This is a genomic window from Xanthomonas sp. F1 (assembly GCF_014199855.1).
In genome coordinates this window covers 65,733-87,802 of sequence record NZ_JACHOK010000005.1, presented here as the reverse complement: position 1 = coordinate 87,802, position 22,070 = coordinate 65,733, and the positions used below count along the sequence as shown (strand labels likewise).

Here is a 22,070-nt window from a genome sequence, read left to right as displayed (position 1 = left end):
GGCCTCCCTGTCCTTCATCGCAGAGCGGGATGGCCGCAGTATGGCGAACATGCTCGAATGGCTAATTCGTAGGCACTGCGAGGCGGAAGACTGGGATGGCCACCACAAGGTTGTGAGATAATGGTTGCGAAGCCCCAACCGGTATGCCCTGTGACCCCAAAACAAGAGGGGGTGCATGCAAGAGAAAAAGGGAAGAGCGCTGAATGACGAACGGATGGTTTAGGCCACGTCGGTCTTTGACGCCAAAAAAGCTTCGGAAAGGATTCGGTAATGCCGGATGCTCTAGTCAAAAATGAGGGAATTGATTCAAAGTGTGTGCTTTCAGTCAGGATTTCTTAGAAACGAATAACTAAAAAATGGCGATCTTCACTGTACAGACGACACGATCCAAGAATCACAATAAGCTAATCAGCGTCCGAGGCGAGGCTGGTGGGCTTTCTACGCTCGTATTGCCGCGCTTTGCGCTGATAGGTCCAGGAGACCGTCTTCGCATGCGCTCACCTGCAACGACCCGACTCGTAGAGTTGGAGGGTGTCGGGCGCAAAAACTGGATCAAAATTGTTCCAACATACGTCGCGAAAGGCCAGATGCAGTTGGCTGGTGACTCTTACGAACTTGAGTTTCGCGAAATTGAGTCTGCCGCCGATTATGAAAGCTACGAAAGGCTCGAGAGCTTTCACTACCGTGGCCGGAGTACGGACACAGAGCCGGGCGTTACAGATGATGGGCTCAAAGGGGTAGGTGGACGTAAAGGCGTCGTGTTAGCGGTACTTCGTGTGGGAAGCAAGTCCCGCGTTGTCGGCTATATCGAGCTACAAATGCCGCTAATGATGTGCAAGCCGCGGCACAATCTCTTCAGCTTCCCCTTTAGCCATCCCGCTACCGGGATCGAGTGGAAGACATGGCTTGGAGATGGCCAGCAGCATGTGAATCTTATCGTGCGGATAGCACGCGTCGTTGTGGATCCTGAGTTCCGTGGGCTTGGCATATCATCGCAGTTGGTTGAACAAGCGAAACAATATGCCGCCAGTCGTTGGCACGTCGGGGGTAGGCGTCCACTGTTTATCGAAATATCAGCGGAGATGCTCCGATACGTTGACTTCGTAACCCGCCATGGTCTCCTGCATATAGGTGACACCGAAGGTAACTTGGAACGAATCTTTAAGGATCTCCGCAGTATCGAGCGGGGAGCATCTGGCAAGTCTCAGATAATGAGTCTTCAACGAAGATATCACGCGGCCTTTGGCGCATACTGCGAACAAACGGGACGCAGCTTTGACGAAGCGCGGGTCATTCTTTCGGAACTTCTCGTTAAGCATGATCCGCGCAGCGCAATGCCATCGGATGAATGGCTGGCCTTTCGGCCGCTTCTTCGCTTTCCAATTCCGTACCACTTGGCCGGTCTCGACTCGCAAGCGGCGTCCTACGTCACCACGTCTCTCGCCAAGCTGAGAAGTATCAACGGAAGTTACCAAGTGACAACGACACAAGAAGCTATTCCTGAAGGGGTCGTCAACGAGCGACACAAAACCCAAGTCCGTCTTAGAGCCATTGAGGTATGGGTCGACCACGAACTCTCTCTCTCCGCCTTTGTCCGATTGGCCATGGACAGCTTCGGTATTGAGAGCCCGAGACTGCGCACGAAGCTGCTTGGCCCGGTTGACATTGAGTTGGCCGCTGGCAACATTTTTCTTGTTACAGGCTCAAGTGGTGCGGGGAAGTCCATCCTTCTAGATGCGATTTGCGGTAAGTCTACTCACGGCCTACTTTTACGTGGAAGGATTGAACGGGGAGGCAAGCGCGCTGCGGAACTTGAGTCACTGCCTTCTAGCGTTCCGCTACTACAGTACTTCGGAGAGCGCTATGGCGCTGAGCGAGCATTCGACGTACTGTGCCGTGTCGGCCTTAGCGAAGCAATGGTCTTTATCAAACCCTTCTCAATGCTTAGCATGGGACAGAGATATCGGGCAATGCTCGCTGATCTCCTCCTGAGTGGGGCCGATATCTGGGTCATCGACGAATTCTGCTCCAATCTTGATCCAGTTACCGCGTCAGTCATTTCTACCCAAATTCGCCGACTGGCAAAGCAACATGGAATCGTTCTTGTGGCGGCAGCAGCAAACGTTTCTCACTTCGTAGCCGATTTGGCGCCAGAGCGCATACTGGTTGTACGCACCGGCGGTGAAACCCTGCTAATGGGCATGAAGGAGTTTCAGGATGGTCTCTATGAAAAAGGCATTTGATTCATTCGGAAACGTCGTCGAGTCCAGCCCGTACGCTGTGCTCGACCCAATCATAAAATCAACGTTTTCTGCAAGACAAAACAGAATAGTTGTCGGTAGCTCCAAGTCAAAGCCGACTGATCAAGACTTGATCTACATAGGTAAGGTATTTGAGTCATGTCCGACAACCAACATGTTAGGTGCTGACGTATGGCTAGACGTCGCATTTCCCCATGTTATCTACATCACCGGAACTCGTGGGAGCGGCAAGAGTTTCGATCTCGGAGTTCTCATTGAAGGAATATCCGAACTCACGCGCAATAGTGCGGTTCAACGCGAAGTAGAGCCGATTGCTAGTATACTTATCGACACACAAAATCAGTTTTGGACATTAAAGCACCCACCTTCAGACAAGGTTCCTGAGCATGTCGACCAGATTGCTAGTCTTGAGTCGTGGAAAATAAGTCCTAACGCACTTAAAGACGCTAAGCTCTGGGTGCCGCGAGGCACACAAAGTCTCCTTGGCACAGAGGTTGCGTTCGCACTGCGCCCTAGAGATGTATCCCTGGGTGACTGGTGCATGCTATTGGGTCAAGAGGTGTACAGCGCGCAGGGCCACATTCTCAGGAGCGCCCTAGGTCGCCTTGCGGGGAGCGACTTCGACGTTAGCCACCTCATCTCTGATGTTCGGCGCGACTCAAATTGGATTGGGGTCGCAGACAGCAGCCGCAACGCTGTCATCTATAAGCTCGAGGACTACGCAGCGTCCCAACTCTTTGACAAGAACGGGCTCACATTCGAACAACTAGTGCAGGACGGTTCTTGCAATGTGCTAATGCTGCGAGAACTCTCCGACGTGGATAAGTCGCTTGTTACAGCGATCGTGGCGAGGATGCTTTTTCATCGAATGGGGGAATATCATGTTAAACGGAAACTTGCTCGCTTTCAGAACTTGCCTGATCCGCAGCCACAATTGCCATCTAGATGTTGGCTCATCATTGATGAAGCGCACGTCGTTGCTGGAAAAGGTGATGCTAGCCCCGCTCGAGACGCGCTAGTTGAGTATGTCAAACGAGGCCGAGATGCTGGTCTATCATTGGTCCTCGCTACACAACAGCCGTCTGCTGTGGACGATCGCATATTGAGTCAAGTAAATTTGTCGTTCAGCCATCGTCTCACGTTCCAAAGCGATGTGAACGCTGCGATTTCGAGAATTCCAACCAAGTCGGTTGGCCAACTGCGTAGTGGGGGAGTCACGATCGGTGATTTTGGCGACATTTTGAGGTATTTAGATTCTGGCGATTGCTTTATCGGAGATCACTCAACCAGTCGCACTATACTTGTGAAGATTAGACCAAGGATTACCGCACATGGTGGGTACAGCCCAAGCCGCTGACTTCGCAATATTCATGCGGAAGATCGGCTATTCAGTCGGTCTGGAGAACCTCGTTGTGCGCGCGGGTGATTTTGGCCGGGCCTACGCGGCTCGCGAGAGCTTTCGCTATGCTGATTGGGTCCGACTAGTCCATGAAAACTGGGGTCTGAAGAGCGACAATATCAGTGACGTTTTCGCATCTTTGAGGGTTGTTCGTATTGTTAATCGCGATCCCATACCAGGTCCAATAGGTGAGGCACTCGGGATACTTGCACGTCGGCTCGATGGCGAGGGATATGAGCGAGCAGTCAGATTCTTGGTGCTTCTGGCCGTCATAGCACAAGACGGCGATATATTTCTCAATGCTCTTGCGAGTAATTTTAGAAGTGAGGAATTCAGAAGCTCACTCCAGCAAGCTATCCGCTCCAAACGAGAAGCTCTTTTTTCAGTGTTTGGTAGCTATCAGGAGAAGGAGGCTGTATTTCGTGCGGTTACGATCGACAGGCAGAGGACGAATCGTGGGAGCTCCGGTGGAAAAACCCTCGATTCGCTGGCGAAGGGACGCCCGCTCACAGATCGAACGACCGGTTTCGGTCTTCCGCAGAAGCTCGACCTGACGCGTCTTGAGGAGCCATCGGGTGATTACCTAGACAAGGTTCTCGTCACTCGGCGGGGCTGGGCGGAGGCTCTAGGTCTTTATCACGGATCTCTCACCGAGGAAGGCATTCGGCTACTCTCATGGCTTCGGGAAAGCAACTTTGGGTGTGGGGCGGGCCCGTTCTTAGTTTGGCCCACCTCGTTCGAGATCGCTAAAGCGCGCTTCGATCTTAGGACTTTCTCGACAATGCCGATCCAGTCGACGCTCGACTTCATCCGGATTGTTGCTGAGGGACTGCGTGGCCGACCAGCGACATCATCTAGCAGTTCACCTTCGGGAGTCTCCTTCGTGTCTTATGTTGCAGCGGTGTACGATGACTTCAGATCGCTGTCCCAGAACCGAAACATGATCCGCAACGAGTTACCGTTGGAAGTGCTCGGTGCAACTTGGTACGCCGAAGGGGAAACCACTGGTGCTCCGGTGACTCTTGAGAGATCACTGCTTGACGCAGCCTCCCTTGAGGGAGACTTGGTCATCCGTACATCTCAGACCATCGAGCTAGCTATTACAGTGAAGCGTCGTGAAAGTATCTCTGCACACTGAATTCGTCGGCAACCTAACCGAAATTGGCGACGCAAAGGTTGCATCGCGCGTATTGCGAAAGCTCTTTGATAAGGGTGGTCAGTTCATTGTCCAAGCAAAGGACGATCATCGGTATCACGGCATCAAAGATGGTTGGATTCGCTATATTAGCCAAGGCAAAGCTGCGTATCGAGTAATCTATATTAAGAATGGAGATAGTGTCCTTCTATATCGTGTGGGCCCACATTCAGTCGAGGATAACCTCGGGGCACCCGACGGTACGAGTGGTCATCACATAGTCCAAGATCCCATTCGAGAGGCGATGAGGATAGCTCCCGGAAATCACTTCTCCATTGCAGAAATGGCCGAAGCGCAGTTTGCCATTGAGGATGTTGTTCAGGAAAATTCTTTAAAGGAAAGGCGTCTATTAAACAATCACGCGGATAGGTTCCTTTACGGAAATTTGTTGGGGCGCCGATTTCTCCCGCATCGGGATGTGTATCTAATGTCGCCCTACCTCAGCATGGATCTTCTTCGTCCAACCCATGCCTTCGGGCAAATGTTAGACGAGCTGATTGAGGGCGGCGCGACAGTTTGGCTCATCTCCAAGCCACCGAACGCCTCAGAGATTTCTCTTTTCGAACAACTATCTGCGCGCCAAATCAACGTTTTCTTCTGCCAAGAAGTGCATGCTAAAGTCTACGCTTTCATCCTCAACCGAGATGAACTCAATCCGGATCAGAAGAAAAACAAAGATCTAATCGTAGTTGGTTCGGCTAACATGACTTGGCAGGGGTTGAATCCGAAAGGTCTGCAATCTGAAAATATTCAATATGAATTGTCTTATGACGTTCCAACCGATGACTGGTCCGACGTTGAGCAATTTCTTTTGCATGTAGCAGGTCTGAGCACCGAGCTAGATGTTATTCGATCAAGCCTTGCGAAGTAAAGGAGAAAATTTCAGATGACCCCCAAAGAGTACTATGCCTCGTGCAATCTCATAGACAATCCGTTTCGTCCTAGTGCTATCGGTGTAGATGACCCCCGCGCCGGAATTTGGGTTGGCTACGACAAACAGCAAGCCGCACTTGAGCGCCTCTTGAAGCGGGTAAGGGCAGACCAAGTCGGCCTCACGAGTTTCGTGCTGCTCTATGGTACATGGGGCACGGGCAAGTCACATGCACTCCTCTGGAGCAGGGATTGGGTTAAGAAGACATCTTCTGGCGTGGCTTACTACCTTCCCACTTTGAAGCGCGACAAAGGAAAGCTCGCTCTAAATCTTGCGCTGAAGGAAGACGTCGTTGAGAGTGGTCAACTACCGGAGGACCTTCACAATTATTATGCTTGGCTATCTAAGAAAATCCTTGAGGTTACTGTAGCGCACCCAGGTATTCAACCCGACGACGCTATCAATCGTCTCTTCCAGATACCAGACCAACGAGCTCTCGCGCAATCGATCTATCAAACTGGTGGAAAGACGGAGCAGTTGGCCGCATTTTTGGTTAAGCATCTTGGCAGCGACCATGAAGCAGTAACGCTCTTTTCGAAGATTGTTAACCTGCTTATTCTTGAAATTGGAGAGTCTGACAAGGAGCGATTTACACAGGCCGTCTATCTCTTTGTTGACGAGTTAGACGATTTGAGCCGGCAGCCCGCAAAAGACTCCCTGCAGACAAACGATACACTTCGGCATTTGTATGACGCCTGCCCAAACGCGTTCGGTTTAATCATTGGCGCGTCGGCCGAGCTCAATACACTACAGCACTTGTTTACCGAGTACGTATTGTCGCGCATGACGAGGAAGATTGAGTTTTCTTTCCTTGATCAGAACGCAGCAAAGACATTCATTCGTGACGTGCTTGACCTCAAATCAAACAGGGTCGATCTTGGTGCGGCTGAGAAGAGAGGCTACTTCCCCTTGACCGAGGACGCTGTAGCGGAGATCGTTTCGCACTTGCGCCAGATTACTCCGCGGGATGTTGTCAATACAATGCAACAGGTGCTGGAGGAGATGCGGCTCGCCGAGGTTGACGTTGGTGCCGGTCCTATGGACTCGGCGGTGATGGATGACAACGGAATTCTCGACTTCATTCTTGATGACTAGCCAGACGTTCGGGAACACGTTTGGAGGCGACGCTGTTGGTAGTCCATGCCTCGATTGGCTCCCCCATTGACGCGTCTATCTAGTGCGAACACATTACGGCCTTGGGGGTGATGTCGATGCCCACGAGGTTGCGCCAGTCAGGGTAGTAATTGTTCGGGTGTATCTCGTTCCTCAGCATAACGGCGATGGGTTAAGATGATTCCTGATTGACAATATGTGTAAGAACGTCGATTCCCCGCAAACCGCTCCATAATCCGCGCCAATGCTAAGCGCGGTTTTTTGACGGTATACGGAGACGGTAAAGTCACTGTCGATCACCGTAAATCCCTTTAAATATAGGGACTTACGAGAGCTGTTGATGATCGAGTGGGGTGAATCCCGGTTCCTCGGGGACCATCGCCAGCGATCGGTTACGGTTGCGCCAGCATCATCGCGGATAGCGCTCGCCGGCCACACCGGTGTCGCTTGCTGTTCGCGCGTGGTGCTCGCCGCGGTCGAGCCAGGCATCGACCTCTCTGCGTTTGCGCGACGCTAGGCACATCCGACTTGACGGTGGTCGGGCGCGTGTCACAGTGCATGCGCCAGGCATCATCTTCTGCTGTCCGCTGACACGCTGACAGCGACGGTACGGCCAGCTGGCAGTTGAGGGAAGGCAGGCTCGTATGCCGCTGGGCGATGCACTAAGCATCCCCGGCGTGCAGTTCGCCACGCGCCAGCTCCTCGCCCAAGTTGTCGCTGCCGCGCGCGCGTTTCCGCGCAAGGCGACGACGCCAGCGAGGCCGCAGCATTGCGCAAGCCAGCAGCCTGCGCTCGCCTATCGACGCTGGTACACAACCCCCTGAACCAAGACCTGATCCGGCTCCGGCTGCTCGTCGAAGCGCTGATGCGCCTCGGCGATGGCGGCCTGGTTCTCGTTCGCCCAATGGACCAGCGCCATGACCGGCTTCAATAGCGTGCGTCCCAGGTCGGTCAGTTCGTAATCGACGCGCGGCGGGATCGTCGGATACAGCGTGCGCGTGATCAGTCCGTCGCGTTCCAGTCCGCGCAAGGTCAGGGTCAGCATGCGCTGGGAAATGCCGTCGATGCCACGCTTCAATGCGTTGAAGCGCTGCGGGCCGTTCTCCAGCATGGCGACGATGTAGAGACTCCACTTGTCGCCGATGCGATCCAGGATCTGACGGGTGGCCAGACAACCGCCTGCGTCAGGCGCGGACAACTCGGCGGGTGGCTCAATGTGACCAAGTGACATGCGTGTGCCTTCTTGTGGGTCAGCGGCACGGACCATACCATCCTTTGTATGGATTCGTAAGTGAGAATCCATTTATTACTCGGTTCTCATTTTATACCTAGGAGTCGTCATGCGCCGCACGCTACTTGTCACGTCCAGCCCGCGCGGGGCGGACAGCCTCTCCACGCGCTTCGCTACAGAGATCGCCGAGGGCATCCAGGCTCGCTCTGGCGGCTCTCTGACTGTGCGCGACCTCGCGGCGAATCCTCCGCCGCACATTACGTCGGCCTATATCCAGGGCCGGATTCTGCCCCCCGAAGATCGCACACCGGAGCAGGCCGAGGCGGTGGAGGTCGCGCAGGCGTTGGTCGATGAGTTGCAGGCCGCGGACGTGATCGTGCTCGGCTCGGGCATGATCAACTTCGGCCCGCCCTCGCAGCTCAAGGCCTGGTTCGATCACGTCACTTGGCCGCGTGTCACTTTTGGCTACGGCGACACCGGGCCGCAAGGGCTGCTGACCGGCAAGAGGGTCTATCTCGTGACCGCGTCGGGAGGCGTGTTCTCGGAGGGGACCTGGGCGCCGTTCGATTTTCAGACCAACTATTTGCTGCACCTGCTCGGCTTCATCGGCCTGACCGATGTCGAGGTGGTGCGCGTCGAGGGCACGGTGCTCGGCCCCGATGCGGTGAACGCCGCCATCGACAAGGCCGCAACGACCATCGCCGCCTTGCTGACGAAGGCGGCGTGAGCCCATGACCGCGAAGAAGAGCATCGCCTTGTTCGGCGCGACCGGACCGACCGGTCGGCACCTCATCGAGGACGCCTTGAAGCGTGGCTATCACCTGTCGGTCTACACGCGTGACGCCGGGAAGCTCGCCGCGTTCGCGGGAAAGGTCGACCTCGTGGTCGGCGACCTACAGGACCGCAACGCCATCGCGCAGTGCGTTCGAGGGGCGGATGCGGTCATCAGCGCGCTTGGCCCCAACGGTTTCAAGGTGCAGGGCGACAAGCCGGTCATGCATGGTCTGGCCAACATCATCGTCGCGATGCAGCAGGCCGGCGTGCGCCGCCTTATCCAGATTTCCACCGCCGCCTATCGCGACCCCAAGGATGGGTTTGATCTTGGCTCGCGCGCGAACGCGCTGATGTTCAAGGTGATTGCCCGCAAAGCGTACGACGACATCGAAGCCACGGGCGAACTGATCGCCAACTCGAATTTGGACTGGACACTGGTGCGGATTCCGTTCCTTCAGGATGGCTCTGCGAACGGAAAGATCGATGTGGGTTGGTATGGACGCACCAAGCTCAGTTCGAAACTTTCCCGGGGAAATCTGGCGGATTTTCTGATGAGTCAGATCACTGACAAGAAGTTCGTGTGGGCCGCGCCCGGCATCGCCAATGGTTGAAGAAGGGGAGATCTGGCATGTTGAAAATCGACCTCTATACGGAGATCAGTTGCCCTTGGTGCTTCGTCGGACATCACCGTCTCGACAAGGTGCTGGCGGAGCGTTTCCCCGACCTGGCCGTGGACATCCGGCAGCATCCGGTCTTGCTGCTGCCGGATGCGCCGGCGGGCGGTCTCTACATTCCCGACTTGCTGCGCTCGCGCTACGGCATCACCGATCCGAAGGCCGCCTTCGCGCGTCCCGAGGGAGAAGCACGCGCGTCGGGTTTCGACCTGGATCTCGGTCGCCAGCTCTGGACCTATCCGACCCAGGCGGCACATGCGCTGATCCTGGCCGCCACTGGACGCGACACGCAGCACCGGCTCGCCGTCGCCATCACCGATGCCTACTTCATCGCTGCGAAGAACATCGCCGACGCGGATGTGCTGGCCGACATCGCAGCCGACTACGGTTTCGACCGCGACCAGGCGCGTGCCATCGCGCTCGATCCTGCGCAGCATCGTCGCGTCGAGGTGGAAGCGGCCAGGTCGGCGGATGCCGGTGTCCGTTCGGTTCCCCATTTCGTCTTCGCGGGACGCGTTGCCATCACTGGGGGGCGCAGCGAGGACGAGATCGCGGCGGCAATCCGCGCCGCATCTGCTGCGATTCCTCCCTGATGCGATGCCTTTCTTATCGTTCAGTCGATCGCGCGTCGCACCATCGCGCTGTCGACATACTGCTGCATGCGCACGATCCGGCCCTCGCGCAGTTCGTAGAGATGCGCGAAGTGCGCGGTCATGGATGTGCCGGTCGCCCTGTAGGTGCCGGAGTAGACGCCGAAGGCCGCCACCCGCTCGCCATCGGCAAGATAGGTGGACGCTGGCCTTGTAGTCATCCCATTCCGTGGCAAGGCGGTGGAAGACGCCCTGCATCAGCGCCTCGACGCCGACATAGGTACCGGCGTAGGGGAAACCTTCGGCCTCCGTCCATTCGATATCGGGCGACAGCACCGCCAACAACTGCTTGCCATTCTCCTCGGAGGACCCGTCGTAGGTCCTCCGGATCAGTTCGCGATTATCGGTCATCTCAGCCCCACGGCATTTCGCCGGTGGCGACCTTGGCGCCGATCTCGAGGGCGATGCCCATGCCGAGGTTCGGGAAGCGCGCTTCCATCGCCGCCTTGAGCGAGGCAGCATCCTTGGCCGTCGCAAGCTCCTCCTCGAAGGCCAGCAGATAGGCCTTGGTGTGGGCGATGGCGGACAGGTCGGGCGCCGCGTCGGGCGTCAGATGGCCCGGCACGACGACCGCCGGCGCGCGCGCGGCGATCGCATCCAGATTGGCGATCCAGGCAGCACGCTGCGCCTTCGTCTGCGTATCGGCCGTCCAGACATGCACGCCGGAGAAGATCATGACGCCGCCGAACACGGCGTGCAGCGACGGTACCCAGAGATAGCGGCGATTGGCCAGCCCCTGGGCGGCGACGATCTCGACCGTCTCGCCATCGACCGACAGCGAGGCGCCGTCGAACGCCTCGGGCAGGACGATGTCGTCCAGCGTCTGCGGACCGTTTTCCTTGAGCTGTGGTCCCCAGACGGCGAGCTTCTTTTCGACATTGGCCTGGATGGCGGCAAGCGTGTCGGAGGCGGCGACGACCCTGGCCTGCGGGAAGGCCTCGCGCACCGGCTTGAGGCTGAAGTAGTAATCCGGGTCCGACTGGCTGACGTAGATCGTCGTCAGCGTCTTGCCAGTGGCCTTGATCGCCTCGGCTACCGCCTTGCCGTCGGGGTAGGTGAAGCCGCCGTCGATCAGCAGCGCTTCGGTTGCACCGGTCAACAGCACCGGCGCGCGGAAGAAGCCGTTCTGGCCGGCGGGAAAATGGGTCCAGGTCAATGTGGACGTCTGGCGGTCGTTGGTCATTGCAGGTCTCCTTGGATTCGAGCGTGCAGGAAGTGGGCATGAAGGGTCGGGGGAGCTCAGGCGGCGCGCAGATGCGCGGCCAGGGCGTCGCGGTCGCCGAACAGCAGATCGCTCGGCAACAGCCGGCTGCCGTGCGCGTCGTCGACGACGAGCGTGGGAACGCCCTGTGCACCGAAACGCGCCATCTCGCCGCGTGCGGCATCGATGCGCGCGCGATAGGCGGCGAGCACGTCGGCATCGGGCGAGACGACGCGCTGTGCGGCATCGGCAAAGCCTGCGCCGGACAGCACCGCTGCCACGACCGCGCGATCGGAGGTGTTGCGGCCGTCGACATAGCGGGCGCGTTGCAGGGTCTTGAGCGCCTCGCGTTCGCGCTCCGGCGCGGTGATGCCAACCGCGACCACGCCGAGCGTCGCGGGGGCCGAATCGAACAGCGTGCCGGTCGCGCCGAGTACCTGGCTACGGTAGGCCTCGGAAAACGCCTGCCCGGTGAGGCGGGCGATACGCTGGTCGTTCTGCCAGGCGTAGGCGGCGAAGGACGCCTCCATCGGCCGCGCATTCTCGCCGGCGAACAAGCCGGTGGGGGCGAGCCGCACGCTGACGCCAGGGACCTGCGCAAGCTGGTCCAGGGCCGGGATGGCGCCGTAGCACCACCCACAGAGAGGATCGAAGAGGTAGGTGATGCGCATGGTGGGGTCCGCTTGAGAGGAGGTGCGGCCACCTTAGCGAACCGAGATTGACGGATAAATAATGCGTAATGCTATAGTCTGTAAGTCATTGGCTTACAGTGTGGCGAGGTCGGCGTGGAAGCCGTCAATCTGAACAGGCTGGCCTATTTCGCGGCCGTGGTGGACACCGGCTCGTTCACGCGCGCGGCCGAACGGCTGGGTATCACCAAGACCGTGGTCAGCCAGCAGGTCGCCAAGCTCGAGGCAGAGTTGAAGACGGCGTTGCTGATGCGCACCACCCGTCGGGTCGAGCCGACCGAGGCCGGGCGATTGCTCCACGCGCGCAGCGTGAGCGTGCTGCGCCAGGTCGAGGATGCCATCGGCGAGGTGACGCGCTCCAATGTCGAGCCGAGCGGCGTGCTGCGGGTGGCTGCTCCAAATGACTATGGCACCTCCAGGATCGCGCCGCTCGCCGCCGCCTTCACCCGGCGCCATCCGGCGTGCCAGGTCGAGCTGATCCTGGCCGATACGCGCGTCGATCCGGTCGCCAGCCAGGTCGATCTGTCCATCCGGGTGGGCTGGCTCGACGATTCCAGCCTGCATGCGCGGCGCATCGGCGGCTTCCGGCAGTGCCTGGTCGCCACGCCGGAACTGGCCAGGAGCCTGGCGGTGGCAGACCCCGACGATCTCGCCCAGGTTCCGTTCGTCGCCAACAGCGCGCTGCGCGAGCCGTTGATCTGGCACTTCGTCAAGGACGACTTCGAGCGACGCACGGTGCGCATGCGCCAAGCCCTGTCGACCAACGCGACGCCGGCGGTGCTGGCGGCGACGATGGCCGGTGGCGGGGTGTCAGTCTTGCCGGATTTCCTGGTGGCAGATGCCCTGGCAGCCGGAACACTGGTCGCGGTCCTGTCGGACTGGTCGTTGCCGGCCGGCGGCATCCACGTGGTGTACCCGACGGCGCGCTTCCGTCCATCCAAGGTCACCGCATTCGTCGACATGCTCGTTGCTGGCGCCGGCAAGATCGCAGCATGACGCTGGTGCGGCGCGCGCGCGCTCACGCGCTGCATTTGCATGCTGCGCCAGAGAAACCGACGTCCGCCTCCCGCCCGCGTGCGCGAACGGGAGACGGGGAGACGCGGCGTCAGGCGAGCGCCGACGCCGGATTGTGCTTGGACGGCGCATCGCCATGACCCGACTCCCAGCGCAGCTCGCCGGTGTAGCGCGACGCCATGCGCCCTTCGTCGTCCAGCGCGAACAGAAGCAGCCACCGATTGTCGAACAGCGCGCGAACCTGCGGATGGCGTTCGAGGATGTCGGTGATCGCGTCCGTCGGTGCTTCGATCAGTACCGAGAGCCGCAGCGGTTCGTGGATCAGCCGTTCGCCGTCGTGTACCGATTGCCAGGGCAGCCCGCCACGCAGCAGGCCGCCGTTGCCTTCGACCACGCCGATGCCGCCGGTGACGTTGTGCAGCAATTTGTTGCCGGCGCCGAAGACCTCCGGCGCCACCGTCGATCCGTAGTACTGCAGGCTGATCCAGCTGGCGACCACGACCGGGGCGGTCAGGATCAGCTCCAGCACGCCGAAGCCCTCGTCGCGGCGCCAGTCGTAGTCGTGGAGGAAGGCGCGTCCTGCCAGGTCGCGACCCGCCGTGCGCGCCCGCGGCGCGGCGATGAAGGCCTGGCAGCCGGCCAACGCCCATTCCGGGCGTAGCTCGGCCCAGTCGCGGGCGCGAGGCGCGATATCCTGGCTGTGCTGCGCGCGCGGCAGGCGCAGCGCACGCTCGCCCCGCGCCAGCGCGCCGGCGGCGTGCAGCCAACGCGCCACCTGGTCGATGTCGGCGGCATGCTCGGGCGAAGGATGGTCGGCGCTGTAGAGCGTGACAGCATCTGTCGTGGTGTCGTGCAGCGCGCCCAGGAACAGCGTGTCTGCGGGGATCGCGATGCCACGTTCGGCAAGACCGGTACGTACCTCGGGGTCGTTGAGCAGCGCGGCGAGCAGCCGCGCGTTTACTTCGCCGGAGTAGCCGCCGCAGGCGCCGCAGTGCAGGGCGCTGGCATGCGGATTGTTGACCACGTTGGCCCCATGGCCGGCGATCACGACCAGCCGAGCGAAACTGGTGGTGAGCGACATCGCCTTGAGGATGCGCGTGGCCATGCTCAGCCGCGTGTCGAGGTCGAGCGCCTCGGCCGGGCGCGGCGCGGGGTCGTTCGGCGCCGAGCGCCGCGTCAGTCCCAGTCCATCGCGCAGCAGCTTGGCGACGTAGATCGGGCCGGTGGCCTCGACGAAGGCGAACGAGGAAATGGCGGCCAGCTTGAAGCGGCCCCAGGCGCGCTTGGCGCGGGCCGCGATCCGTGCGGCGAGGTCGGACTCGGACATCGACGGCGTCGCCTCTCCCGCGCAGGTGTGCAGCGCCGGCATCAGCAGCACCGGAAGGCGCGCCTCGACCACGTCCGAGGCGAATCGCCGATGACCGATGCCCAGCCCGAAGAACCCGGCGAATCCCAGGGTCTGGATGCCGGCATCGAGGCTTTCCAAGGCGCGGCGAAACACTTCCGAGCGCACGTCGATGCAGAAGGCCATCTGCACCTTCATCCGGGCGGGCGTCGCCGGAAGCGCGGTGGGTGCTGCAAGCAGGGTGTCGAGCCGCCGCTGCGCCGCGCGTTCCGCTGCTTCCTGCAGGATGCTGTCGACGACGTCGTCCGACGTCGCCGCCACCGGCGTGGCGTAGGCCGCGATGGCGCTTCGCCACTGCGGTCCGATCGCCACACCGACCTTGCCCAGCAGGGCGGCTTCCCAACTGAGGCGGATGGCGAGCAGATCGGTGATGCAGGCATCGGTTCCGCCGCTCAACTCGGCCTGCCAGAGCCGATACCGGGCGACCTGGCTCCAGCCGCCCAGCGTGGTGAGCAGTCGGTGGAAATAGCCGTCCAGGGCGTCGGGCACGAGGCCGAGGCGGGCGACACCCTCGACGATCGCGTCCTGGGCATTCGCTGGCGCGTCCGCGACCTGCTGGGCGAATCGGGTGAGTCCGGCAATTTCCGGTGTCAGATCGTGCGTCGCGACCTGACGCCAGGCGCTGTAGGCGCCACCGGATTGGCCGGCGACCCACAGCGCCTGGCCCTGGTCGAAATAGGCCGCGGCCCAGTGCCCGATGCGCTCGTCGACGATGCCCGGCCAGTCGATCGCCGACGCGTCGCGCGCCAGATCGGCGACGGTTGGGATCGCCTGTGGGGCAGGGCGCGCGGTCTCGAGGGCGTACCTGAGCGCGGACACCGTCGCCGGACGCAGTGCGGCCGGTGCGTCGTGCCAGGCCGCCTGCAGATCCTCATCGGCGATCTCGCCGGACTGCAATCGCTGCGCATACCAGGACCGCGGCATGGTCAGCGCAATGCCGGCGGCACTGCGCAGACGCGCCGCCGCCGTGGCCAGCGGCTCGCCGGTCTGGCCGAGGAAGGGATTGACCGCCACGCTCGAGGCGAGCGGCCAGAGCGGCGGGATGGCGCGCGCCGCACGCGCAGCGGCGGCGATGATCGCCGCGTGGGACAGGGGCGGCGCGTCGGTCGTGGTCATCAGCATTGGGGGGTGTCCTGGCGGTTAGGGAGTCACGAGCTCTTGCGGACGGACCAGCCGCCGAGCAGGCGATCGAGCGTGGCGTTGGCATACAGCCCATTGGAGAGATGCACGCGCAGTCCGACGGCGGCCGGGTGCGTCGCCCAGAGCGGGAACAGTGCCTGCGCCACTGCCACCAGGCCGAAGCTCAGCACCGCCAGCGCCATCAGCGTCCACTCCAGCCGGCCCGGCGCCGGCGTTGCCGGCAGCACGCCGGCGGTCAGCCATTCGGCCGCGGTCTGCAGCGCGAAGTAGCCGACCGCGGCGGCGCTGGCGTAGAGCGCGGTCGTTCGGGTGAGCGGTCGCGGCGCCGCATCGGCCAGGCCCTGGGCCAGCAGATAGGCCACACCGAAGATCAGGATGGCGCCCAGGGCCAGCGCCTGCGGCGACTTGTGCCCGAAGCCGAAGGCGAACCCGAAGGCGGCGCCGATGCCGATGTAGATCGCCAGCGCGATCAGGAAGGCGCGGCCGACCGCCGCCCCATCCGGCACCGCCACCGGCCCGGGCCGGCGAATCGACGCCACCTGCTCGACCGCCCCGCCGGAGGCCAGGAACGCATGCGCCTTGTACAGCGAGTGCGCGACGATGTGCAGCAGTGCCAACGGGAACAGCGCCAGCCCGCACTGCAGGATCATGAAGCCCATCTGCGCGACCGTGGACCAGGCCAGCGAGGTCTTGACCGCGGGCTGGGTCAGCATCACCAGCGCACCGAACAGCGCGGTGAACCCGCCCAGCATCGCCAGCACGGCGAGCACACCAGGGGCGGCCAGCATCAGGTCGGCGAAGCGGATCAGCAGGAAGCCGCCGCCGTTGACCACGCCGGCATGCAGCAGCGCCGACACCGGCGTGGGCGCTTCCATCATCTCGGTGAGCCAGCCGTGGGTCGGGAACTGTGCCGATTTCAGCACTGCGGCAAGGGCGAGCAGGGCAGCGGCGGCGGTCAGTGGCCAGCCGTGCTGACCGTTGCGGGCCAGGGCGTTGATCGTGGCGATGTCCGTCGTGCCCAGGCTGTTCCAGAGCAGCACCGCCGCGCTCACCAGGGCGATGGCGCCGATGCTGGAGAACAGGCGCTTCTTGCGCGCGGCGCGCTGCGCCGCGACGCGTTGCGGGTAGAACAGCAGCAGGCGATTGAGCGCGATGCTGGTCGCGATCCAGGCCACCATGACCTGGAGCAGGTTGCCAGCCTGCACGAGCAGCAGCACCGCCGCGAGCGCGACGCACAGCCAGCCGGTGAAATAGCCCTGCCGTGCCTCGCCATCGAGATAGGTGCGGGTGTAGCGCACCACGATCCAGCCGACGAAGGCGACCAACAGCAACATCGTGGTGCTCACCGCGTCGAGCCGGACCGACAGGCCGATGCCGCGCCAGCCGATCATCCCGCTGTCGCCGGGGCCTCGGGCGATCAGCAGCGCCAGCGAGGCGATGGCGACACACAGCGCGCCGAGTGCGGCACCTTCGGCAACGGTGGGCAGCAGGCGGGGACGCCGGCCGCTGCGAACGAAGCCGAACCCGGCGGCGACCAGCAGCAGAAACGGTGCAAACAGCGGCAGCAGATAGAGCGACAAGGCAATCCCCTTGGATCGAGCGCAGTGGCGGGCGGCGCCACGATAGAGATCGCTGGGGTCAGAAAAAAATTCATTGTTTTCATAATATCGTTCGTTATTATCGAACGATGGCCGCCCTGAACTACAACCACCTGCGCTACTTCTGGGCCGTCGCCCACGACGGCAACCTGACCCGCACTGCCGAACGGCTGAACCTCACGCAATCGGCCTTGTCGGTGCAGATCCGCAAGCTCGAGGAGCGTCTCGGCCATGCGCTGTTCGAGCGGCGCGGGCGGCAATTGCATCTGACCGAGGCGGGGCAGATCGTGCTCGACCACGCCGACGCGATCTTCGCCACCGGCGATGAACTGCTGGGCACGCTGCGGCAGACCGGCGCCGCACGGCAGGCGCTGCGCGTCGGCTCGCTGGCCACGCTGTCGCGCAACTTCCAGTTGGAGTTCCTGCGGCCGCTGCTCGGCCGTCCCGACATCGACCTGATCCTGCGTTCGGGTAGTGCGGGCGAACTACTGCGGGCACTGGAGGCCCTCAACCTCGACGTAGTCCTGCTCAATCAGGCGCCCGCCGGCGACGCACTGACCCCGTTCGTCACCCATCGGCTCGCCGAGCGCCCGGTCAGCCTGGTCGGCACGCCGGATCGCTTGGGCCATGCCGCCAGCATCGCCGATCGCCTTCGCCACCACCCCATCATCCTGCCGACGGTGGACAACAGCGTGCGTGCGGGCTTCGACGCCCTGGCCGATCGCCTGGGCGTGCGGCCGCAAATCGTGGCCGAGGTGGAGGACATGGCGATGATGCGCCTGCTGGCGCGCGAGGACATCGGCCTGGCCGTGCTCCCGCCGATCGTGGTCAAGGACGAGATCGCCGCCGGCGTGCTGGTGGAAGGCGATCAACTGCCGGACATCGTGGAGACCTTCCACGCCGTCACCATGTCGCGGCGCTTCCCGAATCCGTTGGTGCGGCTGCTGCTGCAGCCATCGGCGACAGGAGGTTTTTAGCTCTACCCCGCTCGCGCGCTAGGACGGGTCGAACCCTCTGCTTCGGCGACGCATGCTCGAAACGGCACCATGTCCCGTGTTGGCGCAGATTCCAAAAAAGAAGGATGTCCAACCGATATGAGCAATCAGAAACAGGGCGTTTCCTTGCCGGCACGCCTGGTGCCGTTTCCCTCGTCGGTCAGCCCGGAGGCGCGTGCGAACCTCGAACGCATGGTGGATGCGGATGGCGTTCCATTGAACGCTCGCTACACGATGCCGTTGCCGGACGACCATGCGGGTTGGATGGCGGTCAAGGGTGCGGCCGACGCGCATTATGCGGCCTCCGTCAGAGGACTTGCCACGACGCTGCGGTCCAGCGTGGAAACGATTCGCATAGGTGATGCGACCATCCACGTCGCGACACCGGAGACGCTCTTGCAGCATGGCTGCGCCTATCTGGACTTCCATGGTGGCGCACTGGTGTTCGGTGGCGGCGAGGCTTGCCGTGCACAGGCCAGGATGCAGTCGGATCAGCACGGAGTGCTTTGCTATGGCGTCGATTACAGGTTGCCGCCGGAGCATCCCCATCCTGCCGCGCTGGACGATGCCATCGCAGCGTATCGCCATGTCCTGGAGCGCCACGCCGCATCGCGCGTCATCGTCGGCGGCCGATCGGCGGGCGGCAATGTGGCGCTCGCCATGCTCTTGCGCGCGAAAGACGAGGGGCTTCCCATGCCTGCCGCCGCGATCATGCTGTCGCCCGAGGTCGATCTGACCGAGTCTGGCGACAGCTTTCAGGTCAACCAGATGGTCGATGTCGTGCTGCCTGGCTCGCTGATGCGGAACAATCAGCTGTACGCTGGCGCAGCAGACCTGTCGCATCCCTATCTTTCGCCGCTGTTCGGCGATCTCGCCGGCCTTCCCCCGATGTTCCTGCAGTCGGGTACCCGAGACCTGTTCCTGTCCAATACCGTGCGCATGCACCGCGCATTGCGCAGGGCCGGTGTCCCGGCCGAACTGCATGTCTTCGAGGCGATGCCCCATGGCGGCTTCATGGGAAATACGCCGGAGGACAGGGAGTTGGCCGATGAGGTAGTACGTTTCGCCAAGGCACGCTGGGGTGCAGTGTGCCCCGGGTGAGCCCATCTGACCGCCGTTCCGTCCGGCCCTTCTGGGACAATCCACGGAAGGCCCTGCTCCTCTGCTTCGTTGTAGAGCCTGTGCCGTTGACCGGTTCCACCGGCATGCGCGCTGCAGACCTTGATGCATGTCGCACACGCTTCACACGGCACCTATGCCACCATGCCCCTTCCGCCGAGCCGTGACAGCCGCTCTTTCAATGGCTCTCGGTTTCCTTCACGACGAACCGTCTCCAGTGTTATGGATTAACACAGCGGCGGTCATGTAAATAGGTGCGCGTGTACCGAGAACTGGCACAGGCCCAGCGCGATGCGTGCCTGGATGCGGAGCAGCGAAAGGCGCTGCTCATGATCGCGTCCGGCACGCCCATGGAGGCGTGCCTGGATGCGCTCACCGATGCCGTCGGTCGCCTTGTCCCCGACGCCCGTGCGTGCGTGCTGCTGGCGAGCCCGGACCGCCGCACGATGGGCGATGGGTACTCGTCGCATTTTCCACCTGCGTTCGCTGCCGCCATCCGCGGCTTGCCCATCGGGGAAGCGCTCATCGGCACTTGCGGCACTGCCATCCATGAGGGGCATCCGGTCGAGTGCGATGACGTGGCGCATGCGCCGCAATGGGCCGCGCCCTGGCGCGCGCTTTGCCTGGAAAACGGCATCCTGGCGTGTTACTCGCATCCGGCCATCGGGCAGGGCGGCAAGGCGGTCGGATCGTTCTTCCTGTGTCTTTCAGAAGCGCGGCAGACCAATGCGTGGGAGCGGAAGGTCGCCGAGTTCGGCGCATTGGCGACCAGCATCGTGGTGGAGCGGGAACGGGCGGCCGCGCATCTGCGCAAGGAGATGGCGGCGCTGGCCCGGCTGCAGGAACTGAGTGCCGAGCTGGTGGGGCCGGGGGAGTTCGAGCCGCTGCTGCAGAAGATTCTCGCGGCGGCAGCCGATATCTCGGGAACCGACAAGGGCAACATCCAGATCTTCGATCCGGTCAGAAAGACCCTGCGGATCGTCGTGCACCAGGGCCTGGGGCCGCGGCTGGTCGAGCATTTCCGCGAGGACGGTTGGGATGCCAGTTGCGGGGAAGCGGCAAAGCAGGTCCAGCGCCTGGTCGTGGCCGATGTGGAGAAACTGGAAGGCCTCCAGGGGACGCTAGGGCTGGAGATCGTGCTGGAGGATCAGATCCGCTCCATCCAGTGCACGCCCTTGCTCAGCCGCGACGGACGGCTGCTCGGCATGCTCAACAACCATTACCGCTGGCCGGGTGGACCCGACACGGACGCGCTGCGCTACATCGACCTGCTCGCACGGCAGGCCGCCGAACTGGTGGAACGCCATCAGATCGAGGCGGAACTGGCGCAGGAACGGCGACGCAAGGACGAGTTCCTGGCCATGCTCGCCCACGAACTGCGCAACCCGTTGGCGCCGTTGCGCAACATGCTGGAAGTGCTCAAGCGCTCCCATGGCAACGAGGCGCTGTCGCGCAAGGCGCACGAGGTCATGGAGCGACAGATACGTCAGTTGGTGCGGCTGGTGGACGATCTGCTCGACGTCAACCGCATCAAGCAGGGAAAACTGGAGCTGCGGCGCGAGCCGCTGTTGCTGGCGGAGGTGATCCAACAGGCCGTCGAGGTCTGCCGTCCTGCGCTGGATCAGCAGCGGCATCGCTTGCGTGTCCTTTTGCCTGAGGCGCCGTTGCCCCTGCAGGGCGACGCCGTCCGTCTCACCCAGGTGTTCGGGAATCTGCTCACCAATGCGTGCAAGTACACGCCTCCGGGGGGAGATATCGAGATACGGATCGATGCGACCGAGGGGAGCGTCGAGGTGGTGGTGCAGGACAACGGATCCGGCATTCCGGCCGACAAGGTCGATGCCATCTTCGAACTGTTCACCCAGGTGGACCGGACCCTGGACCGTGCCCAGGGTGGATTGGGTATTGGCCTGATGCTGGTCAGACAACTGGTCGAGATGCACGGCGGCACCGTCGAAGCGCGCAGTGACGGGGCCGGCAAGGGCAGCGCGTTCGTCGTGCGGCTTCCCGCCGACGCCGCGCCGGTCGCAGTGCCGGCTGCGGGGGATGTCAGGCCGGCGCAAGCGCCGCGCCGGATCCTGGTGGTGGACCACAACGCGGATATCGCGCTGGCGCTGGCCGCCTTGTTGGAGCTGGATGGGCACGACGTGCGTACCGCTGGAGGCGGAGAGGAAGCATTGGCGATCGGTGCGCGCATGCGTCCCGAGGTGATCCTGATGGACATCGGCATGCCCGGCATGGACGGGCACGAAGCGTGCCGCCGCATCCGCGAATGCGACTGGGGTAGGGACATCACCATCGTCGCGTTGACCGGTTGGGGGCAGGATGGCGATCGCCGCGATTCGGCGCGTGCCGGGTTCGACGCGCATCTGGTCAAGCCGGTGGGATTTGCGGAGTTGCACGGGCTGTTTGCCCGGCTCGCGTGACCAGGGCAGGATTGGCGCAGTCGCACGCGGCGTCTGTTGCGTTGGTGCTGTGGGGTGATGCGACGCACTGCGGAACGGCTGCACGTGGAATGGAGCGTGATGCCAGGACATGTTGAAGCAAACCGAAACAGTGGAGCCGGGCGGCGCTGCGTCCGCGCCGCATCTCGGACGCGAAGCGCTGTTTGCGGCTGGTTGCCGACGTGTCAGTGGCGGCTCTGCGGGAGACGCTAGTGACGCGTGGCATTGATGAAGACG

18 protein-coding genes are annotated in these 22,070 nt (G+C 62.0%); 12 read left to right on the top strand and 6 right to left on the bottom strand.

Going from position 1 to position 22,070, the window contains the following annotated elements; genetic code table 11:
• Nucleotides 1-491: 491 nt before the first annotated feature.
• The 5 genes from GGR71_RS12985 to GGR71_RS12965 are packed head-to-tail and all read left to right on the top strand — an operon-like array spanning nt 492 to nt 6,881.
• Nucleotides 492-2,243 (top strand): GNAT family N-acetyltransferase, encoded by a 1,752-nt coding sequence (locus GGR71_RS12985; protein ID WP_160963529.1) that lies wholly within the window; start codon nt 492-494, stop codon nt 2,241-2,243.
• Nucleotides 2,227-3,618, top strand: a complete 1,392-nt coding sequence (locus GGR71_RS12980) for an ATP-binding protein (protein WP_160963531.1) — start codon at nt 2,227-2,229, stop codon at nt 3,616-3,618. The genes GGR71_RS12985 and GGR71_RS12980 overlap by 17 nt, the downstream gene beginning before the upstream one ends.
• Nucleotides 3,593-4,798 (top strand): hypothetical protein, encoded by a 1,206-nt coding sequence (locus GGR71_RS12975; protein ID WP_160963533.1) that lies wholly within the window; start codon nt 3,593-3,595, stop codon nt 4,796-4,798. Before GGR71_RS12980 ends, GGR71_RS12975 begins: the two co-directional genes overlap by 26 nt.
• Nucleotides 4,776-5,726: a phospholipase D-like domain-containing protein gene (locus GGR71_RS12970; protein WP_160963535.1), complete on the top strand. Its 951-nt coding sequence runs from the start codon at nt 4,776-4,778 to the stop codon at nt 5,724-5,726. The genes GGR71_RS12975 and GGR71_RS12970 overlap by 23 nt, the downstream gene beginning before the upstream one ends.
• 15 nt (nt 5,727-5,741) lie before the next feature.
• Complete coding sequence (locus tag GGR71_RS12965; protein ID WP_160963537.1) at nt 5,742-6,881, top strand: hypothetical protein; 1,140 nt, start codon at nt 5,742-5,744, stop codon at nt 6,879-6,881.
• A gap of 814 nt (nt 6,882-7,695) precedes the next feature.
• Here the strand turns inward: GGR71_RS12965 and GGR71_RS12960 are convergent.
• The gene (locus tag GGR71_RS12960; protein ID WP_160963539.1) at nt 7,696-8,130 is read right to left on the bottom strand and encodes a winged helix-turn-helix transcriptional regulator; all 435 of its coding nucleotides are present in this window, start codon (nt 8,128-8,130) and stop codon (nt 7,696-7,698) included.
• Nucleotides 8,131-8,239: 109 nt separating this feature from the next.
• Between GGR71_RS12960 and GGR71_RS12955 the strand changes: the two genes are divergently transcribed.
• Genes GGR71_RS12955 through GGR71_RS12945 form a run of 3 tightly spaced genes read left to right on the top strand, consistent with a single transcriptional unit; the run spans nt 8,240 to nt 10,171 of the window.
• Complete coding sequence (locus GGR71_RS12955) at nt 8,240-8,857, top strand: FMN-dependent NADH-azoreductase (protein ID WP_160963541.1); 618 nt, start codon at nt 8,240-8,242, stop codon at nt 8,855-8,857.
• Between the two features lie 4 nt (nt 8,858-8,861).
• Nucleotides 8,862-9,515, top strand: coding sequence for an NAD(P)-dependent oxidoreductase (locus GGR71_RS12950; protein ID WP_160963543.1), 654 nt, complete (start codon nt 8,862-8,864; stop codon nt 9,513-9,515).
• Between the two features lie 17 nt (nt 9,516-9,532).
• A complete protein-coding gene (locus GGR71_RS12945; RefSeq protein ID WP_160963545.1) occupies nt 9,533-10,171 on the top strand; it encodes a DsbA family oxidoreductase in 639 nt (212 codons plus the stop codon).
• Between the two features lie 20 nt (nt 10,172-10,191).
• On the opposite strand, the gene GGR71_RS20910 is transcribed toward GGR71_RS12945, so the two are convergent.
• From GGR71_RS20910 to GGR71_RS12930, 3 genes are all read right to left on the bottom strand, one after another.
• Complete coding sequence (locus tag GGR71_RS20910; protein WP_221237697.1) at nt 10,192-10,389, bottom strand: nuclear transport factor 2 family protein; 198 nt, start codon at nt 10,387-10,389, stop codon at nt 10,192-10,194.
• Nucleotides 10,390-10,580: 191 nt separating this feature from the next.
• Nucleotides 10,581-11,411: an MBL fold metallo-hydrolase gene (locus tag GGR71_RS12935; RefSeq protein ID WP_202405182.1), complete on the bottom strand. Its 831-nt coding sequence runs from the start codon at nt 11,409-11,411 to the stop codon at nt 10,581-10,583.
• Nucleotides 11,412-11,467: 56 nt separating this feature from the next.
• Entirely contained in the window at nt 11,468-12,100 is a 633-nt protein-coding gene (locus GGR71_RS12930) for a DsbA family protein (RefSeq protein WP_160963547.1), read from the bottom strand.
• 114 nt (nt 12,101-12,214) lie between these two features.
• Here GGR71_RS12930 and GGR71_RS12925 point away from each other — a divergent pair, with 114 nt between their 5' ends.
• The gene (locus tag GGR71_RS12925) at nt 12,215-13,114 is read left to right on the top strand and encodes a LysR substrate-binding domain-containing protein (protein WP_160963549.1); all 900 of its coding nucleotides are present in this window, start codon (nt 12,215-12,217) and stop codon (nt 13,112-13,114) included.
• 109 nt (nt 13,115-13,223) lie between these two features.
• Here the strand turns inward: GGR71_RS12925 and GGR71_RS12920 are convergent, their stop codons facing one another.
• Together GGR71_RS12920 and GGR71_RS12915 are read right to left on the bottom strand one after the other, a co-directional pair.
• A complete protein-coding gene (locus tag GGR71_RS12920; RefSeq protein ID WP_160963551.1) occupies nt 13,224-15,659 on the bottom strand; it encodes a YbcC family protein in 2,436 nt (811 codons plus the stop codon).
• Between the two features lie 26 nt (nt 15,660-15,685).
• On the bottom strand, nt 15,686-17,257 hold the full coding sequence (locus tag GGR71_RS12915; protein ID WP_160963553.1) for a proton-conducting transporter transmembrane domain-containing protein: 1,572 nt from the start codon (nt 17,255-17,257) through the stop codon (nt 15,686-15,688).
• A 107-nt stretch (nt 17,258-17,364) separates the two neighbouring features.
• Here GGR71_RS12915 and GGR71_RS12910 point away from each other — a divergent pair, with 107 nt between their 5' ends.
• The 3 genes from GGR71_RS12910 to GGR71_RS12900 all read left to right on the top strand — a co-directional run bounded on the left by GGR71_RS12910 (nt 17,365) and on the right by GGR71_RS12900 (nt 21,815).
• Nucleotides 17,365-18,252 (top strand): LysR family transcriptional regulator, encoded by an 888-nt coding sequence (locus GGR71_RS12910; protein WP_160963555.1) that lies wholly within the window; start codon nt 17,365-17,367, stop codon nt 18,250-18,252.
• A 117-nt stretch (nt 18,253-18,369) separates the two neighbouring features.
• Nucleotides 18,370-19,371 (top strand): alpha/beta hydrolase, encoded by a 1,002-nt coding sequence (locus GGR71_RS12905; protein ID WP_160963557.1) that lies wholly within the window; start codon nt 18,370-18,372, stop codon nt 19,369-19,371.
• 278 nt (nt 19,372-19,649) lie between these two features.
• Complete coding sequence (locus GGR71_RS12900; protein WP_160963559.1) at nt 19,650-21,815, top strand: ATP-binding protein; 2,166 nt, start codon at nt 19,650-19,652, stop codon at nt 21,813-21,815.
• Nucleotides 21,816-22,070 lie beyond the last annotated feature (255 nt).